Origin of the sequence: Streptomyces chisholmiae (genome assembly GCF_031845445.1) — a bacterium.
GTDB classification, from domain to species: Bacteria; Actinomycetota; Actinomycetes; order Streptomycetales; family Streptomycetaceae; genus Streptomyces; species Streptomyces chisholmiae.
Map to the genome: position 1 here is coordinate 139916 of NZ_JAVREO010000014.1, position 15133 is coordinate 155048.

Annotated in this window: 12 protein-coding genes; 6 read left to right on the top strand and 6 right to left on the bottom strand. The window is 75.1% G+C overall.

Annotated features, from left to right (window positions below):
• Positions 1–61: 61 nt before the first annotated feature.
• Together RM844_RS22590 and RM844_RS22595 are read left to right on the top strand one after the other, a co-directional pair.
• Complete coding sequence (locus tag RM844_RS22590) at positions 62–1273, top strand: NAD(P)/FAD-dependent oxidoreductase (RefSeq protein WP_311669166.1); 1212 nt, start codon at positions 62–64, stop codon at positions 1271–1273.
• Between the two features lie 18 nt (positions 1274–1291).
• The gene (locus RM844_RS22595; RefSeq protein ID WP_311669167.1) at positions 1292–2242 is read left to right on the top strand and encodes a sigma-70 family RNA polymerase sigma factor; all 951 of its coding nucleotides are present in this window, start codon (positions 1292–1294) and stop codon (positions 2240–2242) included.
• Between the two features lie 98 nt (positions 2243–2340).
• Here the strand turns inward: RM844_RS22595 and RM844_RS22600 are convergent, their stop codons facing one another.
• Together RM844_RS22600 and RM844_RS22605 are read right to left on the bottom strand one after the other, a co-directional pair.
• Entirely contained in the window at positions 2341–3744 is a 1404-nt protein-coding gene (locus tag RM844_RS22600; RefSeq protein WP_311669168.1) for a GntP family permease, read from the bottom strand.
• Positions 3745–3845: 101 nt separating this feature from the next.
• Complete coding sequence (locus RM844_RS22605; protein ID WP_311669169.1) at positions 3846–5585, bottom strand: IlvD/Edd family dehydratase; 1740 nt, start codon at positions 5583–5585, stop codon at positions 3846–3848.
• Positions 5586–5723: 138 nt separating this feature from the next.
• Between RM844_RS22605 and RM844_RS22610 the strand changes: the two genes are divergently transcribed.
• From RM844_RS22610 to RM844_RS22620, 3 genes are all read left to right on the top strand, one after another.
• Positions 5724–6416, top strand: a complete 693-nt coding sequence (locus tag RM844_RS22610; RefSeq protein WP_311669170.1) for a GntR family transcriptional regulator — start codon at positions 5724–5726, stop codon at positions 6414–6416.
• A 139-nt stretch (positions 6417–6555) separates the two neighbouring features.
• Positions 6556–7620 carry an AraC-like ligand-binding domain-containing protein gene (locus RM844_RS22615; RefSeq protein WP_311669171.1) on the top strand — a complete coding sequence of 355 codons (1065 nt, stop codon included), beginning with the start codon at positions 6556–6558 and terminating at the stop codon, positions 7618–7620.
• Between the two features lie 24 nt (positions 7621–7644).
• Positions 7645–10209: an NACHT domain-containing protein gene (locus RM844_RS22620; protein ID WP_311669172.1), complete on the top strand. Its 2565-nt coding sequence runs from the start codon at positions 7645–7647 to the stop codon at positions 10207–10209.
• Between the two features lie 3 nt (positions 10210–10212).
• Here the strand turns inward: RM844_RS22620 and RM844_RS22625 are convergent, their stop codons facing one another.
• The 4 genes from RM844_RS22625 to RM844_RS22640 form a co-directional block, all read right to left on the bottom strand.
• Positions 10213–10881 carry a class I SAM-dependent methyltransferase gene (locus tag RM844_RS22625; RefSeq protein WP_311669173.1) on the bottom strand — a complete coding sequence of 223 codons (669 nt, stop codon included), beginning with the start codon at positions 10879–10881 and terminating at the stop codon, positions 10213–10215.
• Positions 10882–11143: 262 nt separating this feature from the next.
• A complete protein-coding gene (locus RM844_RS22630; RefSeq protein WP_311669174.1) occupies positions 11144–11899 on the bottom strand; it encodes an N-acetyltransferase in 756 nt (251 codons plus the stop codon).
• A gap of 71 nt (positions 11900–11970) precedes the next feature.
• Positions 11971–12264 (bottom strand): hypothetical protein, encoded by a 294-nt coding sequence (locus RM844_RS22635; RefSeq protein WP_311669175.1) that lies wholly within the window; start codon positions 12262–12264, stop codon positions 11971–11973.
• A 124-nt stretch (positions 12265–12388) separates the two neighbouring features.
• Entirely contained in the window at positions 12389–13714 is a 1326-nt protein-coding gene (locus RM844_RS22640; protein WP_311669176.1) for a D-arabinono-1,4-lactone oxidase, read from the bottom strand.
• Positions 13715–13888: 174 nt separating this feature from the next.
• On the opposite strand from RM844_RS22640, the gene RM844_RS22645 reads away from it, so the two are divergent.
• Entirely contained in the window at positions 13889–15115 is a 1227-nt protein-coding gene (locus RM844_RS22645; protein WP_311669223.1) for a type III PLP-dependent enzyme domain-containing protein, read from the top strand.
• Positions 15116–15133 lie beyond the last annotated feature (18 nt).

Genomic DNA, 15133 nt, shown 5'->3' on the forward strand with positions numbered 1-15133 from the left:
CAATCGGGGCGTCGTTTCGCTCAAGTCACCGAGGGAGCGGACGAACAGACAGGAGCGCCCCATGAAACATCGCATCGTCGTCCTCGGCGCCGGCTACGCCGGGGCCCACGTGGCCGGGAACCTGGCCCGCCGGCTGTCCCCGGCGGACATCGACATCACCGTGGTCAACGCCGAGCCGGACTTCGTCCAGCGGATGCGGCTGCACCAGTTCGCGGCCGGTCACGCGATCGAGACGCCCGGGCTCGCCGAGGTCTTCGCGGGCACCGGGATCCGGCTGCGCGTGGCCCGGGTCACCGCCGTCGATCCCGAACGCCGCGTCGTCGCCGTGGCCGACGCCGCGGGTGGCGTCGAACTCGGCTACGACACGCTCGTCTACGCGCTCGGCAGCCGGGTCGCCGACCAGGGCGTGCCCGGCGTGGCCGAGCACGCCTTCGACGTCGCCGGCCGGCCCTCGGCGCAGCGCCTGCGCGAGCGCCTGGACGCCCTGGACGAGGCGGGTGAGGGGGGCCGGGTGCTGGTCGTCGGCGACGGGCTGACCGGCATCGAGACCGCACCCGAGATCGCCGAGGCCCGGCCCGGCCTGTCGGTGACGCTGGTCGCCCGCGGCGAGCTGGGCGCCGCCCTCTCCGCCGGCGCCCGCACGCACCTGCGCCGGGCCTGCGACCGGCTGGGCGTCACCGTCCTGGAGCACACCGAGGTCGAAGCCGTCGAAGCCACCCGGGTACGGTGCGCCGACGGCACCGTCCTGGCCGCCGACGCGACGGTGTGGACCGCCGGGTTCGCGGTCAGCCCGCTCGCCGCGGCCGGCGGCCTCGATGTCACCGAGGGCGGCCAGCTCGTCGTCGACCGCACCATGCGGTCGGTCTCCCACCCGGACGTCTACGCCGTCGGCGACAGCGCCCACGCGATCGGCGACAACGGCCGGCCACTGCCGATGTCCTGCGCCTCGGCCGGCGCCACCGGCAAGCAGGCGATCGAGGCGATCGTCGCGCGGTTGACCGGCCGCGAGGTCCCCCGTGCCAAGCTCGTGTACGTGCTCAACCACATCAGCCTGGGCCGGCGGGACGGGCTGCTGCAGCCGGTCGACGACCAGGCGCGGGCGAAGCCGAGGTACGTGGGCGGCCGGAAGGCCGCGCGGATCAAGGCGGGCATCCTCCGGGGCGCGCTGTGGGCCACCGCGCATCCCACCCTCGGCCTGCCCAGGCGCCGGCGCCGGCTGGCCGTCGCGCTGCCGACGTCCACGGGTCGGCCCGCCGAGAACCCGGCCGCGTAGCCACCCAGGGAGGTCCGCGTGGACAGCACCACCACTGATCGCTTCGACACCGGTCGGTTCGAGGCCAGTCGGCACCGGCTGGCCTCCCTGGCGTACCGGTTGCTCGGCTCGGCGGCCGACGCCGAGGACGCCGTCCAGGACGCCTACCTGCGCTGGCAGGCCGCCGACCGGCGGCAGCTGAGGACGCCGGAGGCCTGGCTGACCAAGGTCGTCACCAACCTGTGCCTGGACCGGCTCCGTTCGGCGGCCGCCCGCCGGGAGCGCGCCGTCGGAGCCTGGCTGCCCGAGCCGCTCCTCGACGGCGACCCGATGCTCGACCCGGCCGACACCTTCGAGCAGCGCGAATCGGTCTCGCTGGCCGTGCTGACCCTGATGGAGCGCCTGTCGGCGCGGGAACGGGCCGTCTATGTGCTGCGGGAGGCGTTCTCCTACCCCCACGCCGAGATCGCCGAGATCCTCGACATCACCGAGGCCGCCAGCCAGCAGCATCTGCACCGGGCCCGGCGCCGCGTCGGTGCCGCTCGGCGCGGCGGCGAGGTCGACCCGGCGGCCGCCCGTGGGATCGTCGCGGAGTTCCTCGCCGCCACCTCGTCGGGCCAGACCGAACGGCTGGTGGCGCTGCTCACCGACGACGCGACCGCGATCTCCGACGGCGCCGGCCTGACCGAGCGGCTGCTGCGGTACGACACGCCACGGCGTATCGCCGCCGTCGCCCGGGCCGGCTTCAGGCCCACGCCGGCGAAACGGCGGCTGGCCGGCGGCACGCCCGCCATGCACTTCGCGTTCGTCAACGGCTCGCCCGCCGTCCTCGCCGTGCTCGACGACCGGGTCGTGGGCTCCGTGACGTTCGACCTCGCCGGCGGCCGGATCGCGACCGTGCGGGGCATCGCGACGCCCGCCCGGCTCGGCCGTCTCAGCGAGGCGTGGCGGCGTCATGAGCCGGGGCCGCCGCTGATCGCCCGGTGGTGAGGCGCCGGCGCGCGCCGGAGACCTCGCTCCTCGGGGGGCGCGAGGTCTCCGGTGGTGGTGCCGGAGACCTCGCGCGGTGGGGCTGGCCGGGCGGTCGGTCAGCTGGTGAAGGCGCTGAGGGCCAGCACGGCGGCGAAGCCGGTGACGCCGACGGTGGTCTTCATGACCGTCCAGGACCTGAGGGTGTCGGCCACGGACATCCCGAAGTAGCGGTTGGCCATCCAGAAGCCGGAGTCGTTGACGTGGGAGAACGCGGCGCCGCCGCAGGCGATGGCGATGGTGGTGAGCGCGGTCTCGGTCGGGCCGGCGCCCAGCGCCTGGGCCAGCGGCGCGGTGAACGTGGCGCCGGTGATCATCGCGATCATGCCGGAGCCCTGGCAGATGCGGATCACCGAGGCGGTGAGGAAGCCGAAGACCACCAGCGGCACGCTGGCGTCCTCCATCGCCTCGGCCAGCACCTCGCCGAGGCCGGAGGCGACCAGCACCCCGCCGAAGGCGCCGCCGGCGCCCGTGATCAGGATGATCTGGCCGGCCGGGCCCAGCGCGGAGGAGGCCAGCTCGCGCAGCTCCTCGCCGGTGGCGCCGCGCCGCACGCCGAAGAAGTACATGGTGTAGAGGCAGGTCAGCAGCAGCGCGATCACCGGGTGGCCGATGAACATCAGGGTGTTGGCCGGGGCGGTGCCCTCCTGGAGGGCCTGCTTGCCGACGGTGCCCAGCACGATCAGGGCCAGCGGCAGCAGCAACGCCCCGACCACGGACCGGAAACTGGGCAGCGAGGCGCCCCGCGGCGACTCCACGCCGGCGGCGTCCGAGCTAGTGCCGCCGCCCGCCGTCCCGCCGATGCCGGTGGCCTCGGCGTGCAGCTGGGTGGGCACCGGCACGAAGATCCGCTTGGCGATGTAGCGGCCGAACAGCGGCCCCGCGACGGTCACCGCCGGGATGCCGCACAGCACGCCGAAGAGGATGACCAGGCCCAGCTCGGCGTCCATGATGCCGGCCGCGGCCAGCGGACCGGGGGCCGGCGGCATGAAGGTGTAGGCGCAGCTCAGCCCGGCGCACATCGGAATGCCGTAGTACAGCAGGGACTTGCCGGTGCGCTGGGCGATGCCGTACAGCATCGGCACCAGGATGACGATCGCGACGTCGATGTAGACCGAGATCGACACCAGGAAGCCGGCCACGCCGAGGCCCCAGGCGATGTTCTTGTCGGAGAACTTGCCGACCAGGGTGGTGGCTATCCGTTCGGCCGCGCCGGCACGTTGCAGGATGGTGCCGAAGACGGCGCCCAGGCTGATCACCAGGGCGAGTTGGCCGAGCGACCCGCCCATCTCCTCGACGACCAGTTCCACCAGTTCGGTCGGGCTGGTGCCGACGGCCAGGCCGAAGACGATGGTGGTCACCAGCAGCGCCAGGAACTCCTGGAACTTCCATCTGATCACCATCAGCAGGAGGAGCCCGACCGCCGCCAGCGCGGCGACCAGGGTCCACGTCGTGTTGTCCATCGAACATCTCCGTTGATGCGGGGTGTGAGCGGTGCCGCCGGGGGAGGGGCGGCGGTCAGGGGTGGGTGGGGGGCGGAGCGGGGGCCGGTGGCCCGCGGGGGTCAGTGGGGACGGGGGACGGCGCCGCGTTCCTCCTCGGCGCGCAGGAACGCGAAGTCGCAGCCCTCGGGTGCCTGGTTGACCTGTTCGGTGAAGAGCCGGCCGTAGCCACGGCCCGGCTTGGGCCGTGCGGGGGCGGGGGCGGTGCGGGCGCGTTCGGCCAGTTCCTCCTCGGGGATGTCCAGCTGGAGGAGACGGTCGGCGACGCTGAGCCGGATTGGGTCCCCGGTGCGGACCAGGCCGAGGGTGCCGCCGACGGCGGCCTCCGGCGCGACGTGCAGCACGATGGTGCCGGCCGCGGTGCCGGACATCCGGCCGTCGGAGACCCGGACCATGTCGCGGACGCCCTGCCGGGCCAGCTTCCTGGGGATGGGGATGTAGCCGGCCTCCGGCATGCCGGGGGCGCCGACCGGGCCGATGTTCCGCAGCACCAGCACGTCGTCCGGGTGGACGTCGAGGTCCTCGTCGTCGATCCGGGCGGCCAGGTCGGCGGCGTCCTCGAACACCACGGCCCGGCCGTAGTGTTCGAGCAGGCGGGGGCTGGCCGCGGCCTGCTTGATGACGGCGCCGTCCGGCGCCAGGTTGCCGCGCAGCACGGCGAGGCCGCCGCTCGGGTAGATCGGCCGGTCCAGTGGGCGGATCACGTCCTGCGGGAACGGCTCGGGCGCCTCGGCCAGCTCCTCGCCGAGGGTGCGGCCGGTGACGGTGGGCGCGTCCAGGTGCAGCAGGTCGCGCAGTTCGTGCAGCAGCCGGGGCACGCCGCCGGCCCGGTGCAGATCCTCCATGTAGTGCTCGCCGGCCGGCTTGAGGTTGACCAGCACCGGGGTCTCCCGGCTCATCCGGTCGAAGGTGTCCAGGTCCAGGCGGTAGCCGAGGCGGCCGGCGACGGCGGCCAGGTGGACCAGGGCGTTGGTGGAGCCGCCGACGGCGAGCAGCACCCGCAGCGCGTTCTCCAGCGCCTCGGGGGTGAGGATCCGGTCGATGGTCAGGCCCTCCTGGGCCAGGCCGACGGCGCGGCGGCCGGTGAGTTCGGCGATCCGCGTCCGGTCGGCGGTCACCGCCGGCGGTGTCGCGCTGCCGGGGAGGGCGATGCCGGCGGCCTCGGCGACGGTGGCCATGGTGGAGGCGGTGCCGGCGACCGAGCAGGTGCCGACGCTGCCCACCAGCCGGCCGTTGACCTCCCGGATCTCGGCCTCGTCGATCTCCTGGGCCCGGTAACGGCCCCAGAACGCGCGGCAGTCGGTGCAGGCGCCGACGGTGCGGCCGCGGTGCGAGCCGGTCAGCATCGAGCCGGTGACCAGCTGGATCGCCGGCTTGTTGGCGGAGGCGGCGCCCATCAGCTGGGCCGGCACCGTCTTGTCGCAGCCGCCGATCAGCACCACCGCGTCCACCGGCAGGGCGCGGATCATCTCCTCGGTGTCCATGGCCATGAGGTTGCGCAGGAACATGCTGGTCGGGTGCGAGAAGCTCTCGTGCAGGGAGATCGTCGGGAACTCGACGGGCAGCCCGCCGGAGAGCATCACCCCGCGTTTGACCGCCTCGACCAGCTGCGGCATGTTGCCGTGGCACGGGTTGAAGCCGCTGCCGGTGTTGACGATGCCGATCACCGGGCGGTCCAGGGCGTCGTCGGTGTAGCCGGCGCCCTTGATGAACGCCGTGCGCAGGAAGAGCGCGAACTCCTCGTCGCCGTAGTTGACCAGGCCACCCCGCATGCCCTGGGGCGGGGTTCCGCTGTCCGTCATAGCCGCTCACTTCATTATTGATAATCTTGTCGATATGAGCGGGCATGTAACCACGGTGCCCCGACGCGGGACAAGACCCGTGCCAGGACCCGTGCCAGAATGAGCGGCGCGCGACGGCGACGAGGGAGGGCCGGATCCGTGGCGAGAACGGACGAGACAGCGCCGAAGACCGGCACCGCGCCCCAGGTCGCCGGGATGCTGGAGGAGGAGATCGTCCTCGGGCTCCGCTTCCCGCACCAGCGGCTGGTCGAGGACGAGCTGATGGCACGGTTCGCCGCCAAACGGCACGTCGTGCGCCGCGCCCTCCAGGACCTGGAGAACGACGGGCTGGTCGAACGCCGGCCGCACGTCGGCGCGTTCGTCCGGGCCTACACGGCCAAGGAGGTCCGCGACATCTACGCCGTGCGGGAGCTGCTGGAGACCGCCTGCGCCCGCGGCATCCCGCTGCCGGTGCCGGCCGAGCGCCTCGCCGAGCTGGTCGCCATCCAACGCCGGCACGACACCGCCGTGGACAGCGACGACCTCCGCGGCATCATGCACAGCAACACCGCCTTCCACCGCGCGCTCTTCGCGCTCTCCGAGAACGACGCGCTGGTCGCGGCGATCCTCCGGCACGCCCAGATGACCCACGCCATCCGCTCCGTCAACGCCGGCTCCCGCCCCGTCCAGGACCAGGCGCGGCGCGAACACTGGGCGATGATCCACGCCCTGGAGGAGTGCGACCCGGAAGCGCTCGCCGAGACCTGCCGGCAGCACCTGCTGCCCTCCCGCGACGCCTACCTGCGCCGCGTCGAGACCCTCGCCCCGGACACCGCCTCCGCCCGGCGCTGACCGGTCCCGGTCGGTTTCCGGTCAGGTCCCGGTCGGATCGCCGGAACCGGGGCCCGCGGGGGCTGCCAGCTCGCGCCCGGCCGGGTACACATGTCTGCGGGGACACGGCCCGGGCCGCGACGACGGCACGGACGAGGCCGTGACGGAGCCGAGGGGGTCGGTGGGGATGTTGACGGTGTACGACAGCGCGCGCTTACCGCTGGAGGACCGGATCGCGGGGTGGGAGGCGGCCACCGCCCGCTCGGTGGTCCCCGTCCGGATGCGGTTCCCCGACCCCGAGCGGTTCGTGGGCCGGGTCCGGGCGGCCGAGCTGGGGGGACCGCGCCTCTCGACCGCCGTCCACAGCTCGCTGCACGCCGACCGCACGCCCCGGCTGATCCGGCGAGACGACCCCGATCTGGTGCAGTTGGCGCTGATCGTCCGGGGCCGGCAGCGGATCGAGCAGGACGGGCGGCTCGCGGCGCTGCGCCCGGGGGAGATGGTCGTCAACGAGACCTACCGGCCCTTCGAGACCCGGGTGGACTTCGACCGGCAGGTGGCGGAGAGCCTGATGTTCCAGTTCTCCCGCACCCTGCTGCCGCTGCGGCCGGCCGAGCTGCGGCGGCTGACCTCCGTTCCGCTGCCGGCGGACGGCGGGGTGCGGCGGTTGCTCGCCGACTTCCTCACCGGGCTGGCAGCCGAGCTCGACACGTGCACGCCGGCGGACGCCGAACGGCTCGCCGGCACCGTCCTGGACCTCACGACCACCGTGCTGCTGCACCAGTTGGGCCGGGAGCCGGCGGGGGAGTCCGCCGACCGCACCCTCTTCCTGCGCAGCCTCGCCTTCATCCGCGGCCACCTGGCCGACCCGCGGCTGACCCCGGAGGCCGTCGCCGCCGCGCTGAACGTCTCCCGGCGGCAGCTCTACCGGGTCCACCAGCGGCACGGCGCGACGGTCGCCGCGCTGATCCGGCAGCAGCGGTTGGAGCGCTGCCGCCGCGACCTGGCCGACCCGCGCCTGGGCCACCTCGGGGTCGGCGCGGTCGCGGCCCGCTGGGGCTTCACCGGGCACGCCGAGTTCGCCCGGGCCTTCCGCCGCGCCATGGGAGTCCCGCCCAGCGAGTACCGGCGGACCGCCCACCACCCACCGCTGACCGGTCCCGGTGCGGCCGGCGGGCGACGCGGTTCGGTACCGAGCCGTGACGGTGTTCGCACCCCGGACTGATCGTCCACCTGCCACCCTGAGGGCATGGGCGACGAGAAGCCGGGGGACGGCGGTTTCCTCCATGTGCACAACGAGATGCGCGGGCACGCCGACTATGTGGTGCAGATCGGCCAGGTGCTCGGCGACGTCACCATCAACACCACGGTCGACCCGGTCGAACAGGCCGCCCGCGAGTTGGCGTTGAGCGTGCGTCAGCAGTGGGCGGCCGAGCTGCGGGCGCGCGACGTGGCGGCCGAGCGGGAGCCGCTGACGGTCCGCTGGGCGGCCGACTGGGGACCTGCCGCGGCCGGTGGTTCGGCCGTCGGTGACGCGACCGCGCTGGTCGACGCCTTCGCCGCGCTCCCCTTCCGCCGCCTGCTGCTCCTGGGCCCGCCCGGCTGCGGGAAGTCGGTGCTGGCGATCCACCTCACCCTGGAGCTGGCGGCCCGCTGTCTGACCACCCCCGGGGCGCCCGTCCCGGTGCTCCTCACCCTGGAGGGCTTCGACCCGACCCGGGAGCACTTCCGCGCCTGGCTGGACCGCGGCCTGCCGCCCGCCGCCCGCGGCCGGGTCCCCCGGCACCGGCTGCTGCCGGTCCTCGACGGGCTGGACGAACTCCCGCCGCACCGCCGCCGGCAGGTCCTGCAGGGCATCGACGGCGCCCTGGGGCGGGACGACGCCGTCATCCTCGCCTGCCGCGAGGACGCCTACCGGGAGACCGTCGCCAGCGGCGGCGAGATCTCCCGGGCCGCCACCCTCACCGCCCGGCCGGTGACGCTCGCCGACGCCACCGCCTACCTGCTGCGGGCCACCCCGTCCCGGCTCCACGACCGGTGGCACGCGGTCGCCGCCACCCTGGCCGAGACACCGGACGCGCCCCTGGCCCGGGCCCTGGGCAACCCGCTGATGATCTGGCTGGCCAGCCGGTCGCCCGACCCGGAGGAGTTACTCCGCCACGGCCAGGACGTCGAACGCCACCTGCTGGACGCCGTCTTCCCCGCCGTCTTCACCGAGGACCCGACCGACCCCGACCGGCTGCACGCCCCCGGCCACTGGAACCCGCGCCGGGCCCGGGGCTGGCTGACCTGGCTCGCCCGCCGCCTCGACGCCGAGGGCACCACCGAACTCGCCTGGTGGCGACTGCTCCGCGGGCCGGGCAGCTGGTTCCTCACCGTGGGCGTGCTGCTCGCCCTCAGCCTCGGCCTCGCCCGCGCCGCCGAGGCGTTCACCGGCTGGTACTCCGACGACTTCGTCCAGACCCTGGGCCTCGAACTCTCCCTCTCCATGGGCGCGTTGCAGGGCGCCGTGCTCTGGTTCGCCGCCGACTACTGGTTCGGCGCCCGCCGGGGCGAGCCACGCCGCCGCGCCAACCCGTTCCGCATCCACGCCGCGCTGCGCAGCGCCAGCCGGGCCGCCTCGGCCCGCCGGGTGGCGTGGGCCTCGGTCGCCGTCCTCTACCCGGCCGGCACCATCGCGCTCGTCTCCACCAGCGCGTTCGACCAGCGCCCCTACCTGATCATGATGGTCTGCGGGTCCGTCCTCGCCCCGCTGCTCATGGTCGCCATCGCCGCCCCCGCCGACACCGTCGACGCGGCGACCCCGGCCCAACTGCTCGCCGACGAACGCCGGGCCACGCTGTTGTCGGTCACCGTGGTCGCGCCCCTCATCGGCGTCGGCCAGGCCGCCCACGACTGGTACGGGGTGGCCCCGGCGGCCGGCCTCGGCCGGGGCGTCATGGGCTGGTTCGGCGCGGCGGCCGTCCTCTTCCTGCTCAGCCCGTGGAGCCGCTGGCTGCTGGGGCGCGGTTGGCTGGCGCTGCGCGGCGTGCTGCCCTGGTCGCTGATGGAGTTCCTGCGCGACGCGCACGCCGGCGGGCTGCTCGCCCAGGGCGGCGGCGTCTTCCGCTTCCGGCACCTGCGCCTCCAGGAACACCTGGCCCGGCCGGCCCCCACCGGGCCGGCCACCGGTGCCGCCCCGGGCGGCCCGGGCCTCCCCGGGCCGGCCACCCGCCGCACGTTGCGCCAGGAGGCCACGGCCGCGGCGGCCCGGCCCGTCGCCGGCTACCGGGGCTGGCGGGTCGTCCAGGACGACGCGCACGCCTTCCGGCTCTCCGCCCGCGACCGGCGGATGCCCGTCGCGCACTGGCCCCCCGTACTGCTGGTCGCCGCCGTGGTGATGGTCCGGGCGGCGCTCAACGGCGACCCGGTCATGGCGCTGGGCGCGGCCGCCCTCTGGTGCGGCATCGGGCTGCTGATCAGTCTGTTGGGCCTGCTCCGCCCGCCGATCCGGATCGAACTGCACCTGACCGCCGACCAGTTGGCGTTCCGCTTCGGGCGGCACCACGGCTGGCTCGCCTGGGCGGACGTGCTGGCCGTCGACTTCCGCAAGATCACCCGATACGGGCGGGACACCCGGGTCTACGCCGTGCAGGTGCTGCTGCGGCCCGGGGCCACACCGCCGCCCCGCGCCTTCCGGGCCGGCGAGGGCCGGTACTGGGTGCTGCCACTGTCCGTGCTGCCGGCGCTGCCCACCGACGTCTCCGCCGCCCTGGCCCGTTTCGGCGGCACCCGCTGGACCCCGCCGCCGGACGGCCCGGGCCCGGCCGGCTGACCGTCAGTCGGGCTTCCTGGCCATCACGACCAGCCCCGGGCCGGTGTGCTCCCCGGCGGGCAGCCGGAGTTCGGCGACCGGGCGCAGCCCGGCCCGCTCGATCAGCGCCACATACGGTTCCGGCCGCCACCGGTACGTCGTCCAGCGCACCGGCACGCCGCCGTAGGCCTCGGTCCGCGCCAGGTCGCCGTCGCCCACGTGCGTCCCGGTGAGGAAGTACCCGCCCGGCCGCAGCGCCCGCACGAAGCTGGCGAGCACCCCCGGAAGCACGTCGCGGGGCAGGTTGAAGAGCGACCACCAGCCGAGCACGCCGCCCAACGACGCGTCCGCCAGGTCGAGTTCGGTCGCCGAGGCGACCTCGAAGCGGCACTCCGGGTACAGCCGGCGGGCGTTCTCGACCATCCGGGGCGACAGATCGACCCCGGACACCTCCAGCCCGCGCTCCGCGAGGTAGCCGGTCACCGTGCCGGGCCCGCAGCCCACGTCCAGCACCGGCCCCAACTCGCCCACGGAGTCGGCGAACGCGTCGATCGACGCCTTGAGCCAGGGGTCGCGCCGGATGTCGCCGATCCCCGTCGTCAGCACCATGTGGACGTAGTTGTCGGCCACCCGGTCGTAGGACTCCCGAACCTGGTCGAGATCGGCCGGCCGGGCGGTACGTTGCGCGCGCATCCGCACACCCTAGGACCGCCGACCGCGGGCCAGGACCGCGGGGTTGCGCAGGCGCGGGTTGGCGGGGGAGCCGACGAGCAGGCCGGCGGTGGTGATCCCGTGCCGCGGTCGTTGTCGACGGTCTGCTCCGCATCTCTCGCCCCCCCGCCCGCAACTCCCAGCGCGCGCAGCCATCGTGGCCTGGCCGGCGGAGTATGCCACCGGACCGCCGGCGATGGCGGAAGCGAACGGCGGGCGTCGTGCCCGGCCGGACCCGGCCGGTTCACAGCCGGTGGTGCACCCACACCCCCGGCTCGACGTAGACCGCGACATCGTGCTGGACGTCGCAGTGCACCGGCACGAGCGCGCCCGGGACCTGGACCGGCCCGGACCGGTCGAACGGCAGGCCGGTCCAGGCCCGCCACTCGGCGAGCGTGCCCGGGATGACCATCGCGCGTTTGCAGGTGCCCACGATCCGGCCGCCGGCCCGGACATGCACGCGCAGCCACGGATCGCGCGGCAGCCCGTCCTCGCGCACCAGCCCGGCGTACGCGTCGATCGGCAGGTCCGGCACCAGGTGCTTGTGGTTCGGCCGCACCGGGGCGACCAGGTGCTCGTACCCGAGGCGGGCCGCGTTCTCCCGCATCGCGGCCAGCATCCGGCCGGACAGCCCGGTGCCCTGCCGGTCCTTGGCGATGGTGATCTCCAACGCCGAGACCAGGTTCGGCCGCCGGCCGAGCTGCCGGTCCCGCGCCGAGCGCCAGATCGCCCCGTCCCAGCCGTCGTCCGGGAGTTCACCGAGCGCCGGGTCGCCGTCCCAGGCGAACGGCACGGAGTACGCGCGGGCGATCACCCGGTCCGGGGCGGCCGCGTCGTAGGCGAGCAGCCCGAACTCCGGGTGCGCGGTGCGGACATCGCTGTAGTACAGCGGAGCCATCGGGTCCTCGTCCATGAACGCGGGCCAGGGCTCGGTCGCCGCGTCGGGGAAGGAGGACTTGAGGGTGGGCTGTTCGGCGAGGGTCACGATGCGCAGGTCCATGCCGGGACGGTAGGCATCCGCGCGGGATCGGGCACCTGATTATCCGACGATCCCGCGCCGGGCGGCCCGATTCAGCGGATGTACAGCGAGAGCCCCTCGTTGCCCAGCACCGTGGCGGACTCGCCGGGGTCGACGATGCCGTCCGCGGCGCCGCCGCAGATGCCGCCCGCGTGGATGGTGGCCCGCTCGTTGGTCGCGTTGGTGACCTGGTCGCCGGAGCTCACCGGGTAGCAGCCGCTCGGGTTGGCGTACTGGTGCCCGCCGATGTGCAGGGTCCCCTGCGCGGCCTGCGCCGGGGTGGCGGCGGCCAGGGCGAGCAGGCCGGCGGCGAGGGCGGTCGAGGCGGAGTGGAACAGACGGCGCACGGAGAACCCCCGAAGTTTGGGTGGCAAGGACACCCCGATCCTGGTCGGCCCGCGCCCCCCGGAAACGGCGGGCGGCCGGCGCCCGGACGTGCGTGGCGGCGCGCGGCCGCGCGGTCCGCGCCGGTCAGCCGCGCGATGGCACCGGGCCGAGCACCCGGTCCAGGTACGGGTTGGCGAAGACGCCGTCCGGGTCGAGCCGTTCGCGCACCGCCAGGAAGTCGGCGAACCGCGGGTAGCGCTCCCGCAGCGCCGCCGCGTCCAACCAGTGCAGCTTGCCCCAGTGCGGCCGGCCGCCCACCGCGTCGGCGATCTCGGCGACCGCCCGGAAGTACCGCTCGTACGGCAGCCGGTGGTACTGGTGGACCGCCACATAGGCGGACTCGCGCCGGTAGGCGGTGGAGAGCCAGACGTCGTCGGCCGGCGCGAAGCGCACCTCGACCGGGAACGCGACCCGCTCGCCGCTGTCCGCCACCCAGCGGCGGATCGCCAGCAGCACCTCCGCCACCGCCTCCCGGGGGACCGCGTACTCCATCTCGCGGAAGACCACCCGGCGCGGCGAGGTGAACACCCGGTAGGAGTCGTGACTGTAGGTGCGGGCGGCCAACGCCCGGCTGCTGAGCGCGTTCAGTCGGGGGATCGCCCGGGGCACCGCGGTGGCGAGCCGGTTCACCCCCTCGTAGAGGGTGTTGGAGAGGAACTCGTCGTCGAACCAGGCCCGGGCCCGGCGCGGTGGGCGGGGCGGCTCGCCGGCCGGCAGCCGGTTGTTGCGCTTGGTCAGCGTCCGGTCGGTGTGCGGGAACCAGTAGAACTCCACGTGCTCGTTCTCCGCCAGCAGCCGAGGCAGCTCCCCGAGCACCTCGGTCAGGCCCATCGGCCCCTCCTGGGCCCGCAGGTGGAAGGCCGGCTCGCACTGGAGGGTGACGCTCGTCAGGACCCCGAGCGCGCCGAGGCCGACGCGGGCCGCGGCGAACACCTCCGGCTCCTCCGCCGCCGAGCAGCGCAGGCGCGAGCCGTCCGCGCACACCAGCTCCAGCCCCCGCACCTGCGCGGCCAGGCCGCCCGAGCGGGCCCCGGTGCCGTGGGTGCCGGTGGAGATGGCGCCGGAGACGGTCTGCCGGTCGATGTCGCCCAGGTTGGTCATGGCCAGGCCGTGCGCCGCCAGCACCGCGTTCAGCCGGTGCAGCGGCATGCCGGCCTCGACGGTGACCAGGCCCGAGCCGGCGTCGATCTGGACCGGGGCGTCCAACGCGGCCATCCGCAGCAGCACCCCGTCGGTGGCCGCCACCCCGGTGAACGAGTGGCCGCTGCCCACCGCCTTCACCCGCAGCCCGTCGGCGCCGGCCGCGCGGACCACCGCCGACAACTCCTCGACGGTCGCCGGCGCGACCACCCGCGCCGGGCGCGCGGTCACCGTGCCCGACCAGTTCCGCCACGTGGGCGCAGCCGTCATCTCCGCTTCCCCTGTCGTCGTGCGGCGGCCGGGCCCCCGCCGGGCGGGGCGGCACGCGGCCGAACTCCGGTGCGGCACGGGGGGTTACCCCGGGCGGCGGCGCCGCTACGGTGGTCGGCACCCGGCCGAGGGCGCCGGGCGGACCGGGGGTTCACCGTGCGCGCACCCGTCACTATGCCGCAGGCCGCCGTCGGCGGCGAGACCCGTGCACGGCTGGAACGGGCCACCGCCTCCCTCGAACCGCCGTTCGCCGTCGTCGACCTGGCCGCCTACGACGCCAACGCCGCCGATCTCGCCCGCCGTTCGCTGGGCAAGCCGATCCGGCTGGCCAGCAAGTCGGTGCGCTGCCGGGCCCTGACCCGGCGGGTGTTGGACCGGCGCGGCTTCAACGGGGTCCTCGCCTACACGCTGCCCGAGGCGCTCTGGCTCGCCGCCGGAGCCGACGACGATGACGGCGTCGGGGACGTGGTGGTCGGCTACCCGACGGCCGACCGGACGGCGCTGCGCCGGCTGGCCGGCGACGAACGGCTGGCGCGCCGGGTGACGTTGATGGTCGACTCCGTCGAACACCTCGACTTCCTGCGCGCCGCGATCGGCCCCAGCCCGGCGCGCCCGCTCCGTCTCTGCCTCGAACTGGACGTGTCACTCCGGCTGTTCGGTGACCGGCTGCACATCGGCGCACGCCGCTCCCCGGTCCGCACGCCGGCCGCCGCCGTGGCCCTGGCCCGGGCGGTGGCCGCCCGGCCGGAGTTCCGGCTCGTCGGCCTGATGGCCTACGAGTCGCAGATCGCCGGCGTCGGCGACGCCCCACCCGGGGCGCCGCTGCGCGGCCTCGCCGTGCGCGCGCTGCACCGCGCCTCCGCCGCGGAGCTGCGGGAACGCCGCGCCGCCGTGGTCGCCGCCGTGCGGGCCGTCACGGAGCTGGAGTTCGTCAACGGCGGCGGCACCGGCAGCGTCGACCGCACCGCCGCCGAGCCGGCCGTGACCGAGGTCGCGGCCGGCTCCGGGCTGTACGGGCCGCTGCTGTTCGACGCCTACCGCGCGTTCCGGCCGCGCCCGGCCGCCTACTTCGCGCTGCCCGTGGTGCGCCGGCCCGCGCCCGGCATCGCCACCGTGCTCGGCGGCGGCTGGGTCGCCTCAGGCCCGCCAGGCGCCGACCGGCTGCCCCGCCCCGCGTTCCCGCGCGGCCTGCGCTACACCGCCGCGGAGGCCGCCGGCGAGGTGCAGACGCCGCTGCTGGGCGCCGCCGCCCGCGACCTGGCGGTCGGCGACCTGGTGTGGTTCCGGCACGCCAAGGCCGGCGAACTCGCCGAACACGTCAACTCGTTCCACCTGGTCGACGGCGACCGGCTGGTCGCCGAGGCGCCCACCTACCGGGGCGAGGGCCGGGCGTTCCTCTGACCGCGCCCGGTCCCGGCC

What these genes read in the sequence shown, in the direction of transcription:
- RM844_RS22630 (WP_311669174.1), bottom strand. Translation starts at nt 11,899, where the DNA reads ATGGACCTGCGCATCGTGACCCTCGCCGAACAGCCCACCCTCAAGTCC.
- RM844_RS22645 (WP_311669223.1), top strand. Translation starts at nt 13,889, where the DNA reads ATGCCGCAGGCCGCCGTCGGCGGCGAGACCCGTGCACGGCTGGAACGG.
- RM844_RS22600 (WP_311669168.1), bottom strand. Translation starts at nt 3,744, where the DNA reads ATGGACAACACGACGTGGACCCTGGTCGCCGCGCTGGCGGCGGTCGGG.
- RM844_RS22620 (WP_311669172.1), top strand. Translation starts at nt 7,645, where the DNA reads ATGGGCGACGAGAAGCCGGGGGACGGCGGTTTCCTCCATGTGCACAAC.
- RM844_RS22590 (WP_311669166.1), top strand. Translation starts at nt 62, where the DNA reads ATGAAACATCGCATCGTCGTCCTCGGCGCCGGCTACGCCGGGGCCCAC.
- RM844_RS22605 (WP_311669169.1), bottom strand. Translation starts at nt 5,585, where the DNA reads ATGACGGACAGCGGAACCCCGCCCCAGGGCATGCGGGGTGGCCTGGTC.
- RM844_RS22625 (WP_311669173.1), bottom strand. Translation starts at nt 10,881, where the DNA reads ATGCGCGCGCAACGTACCGCCCGGCCGGCCGATCTCGACCAGGTTCGG.
- RM844_RS22640 (WP_311669176.1), bottom strand. Translation starts at nt 13,714, where the DNA reads ATGACGGCTGCGCCCACGTGGCGGAACTGGTCGGGCACGGTGACCGCG.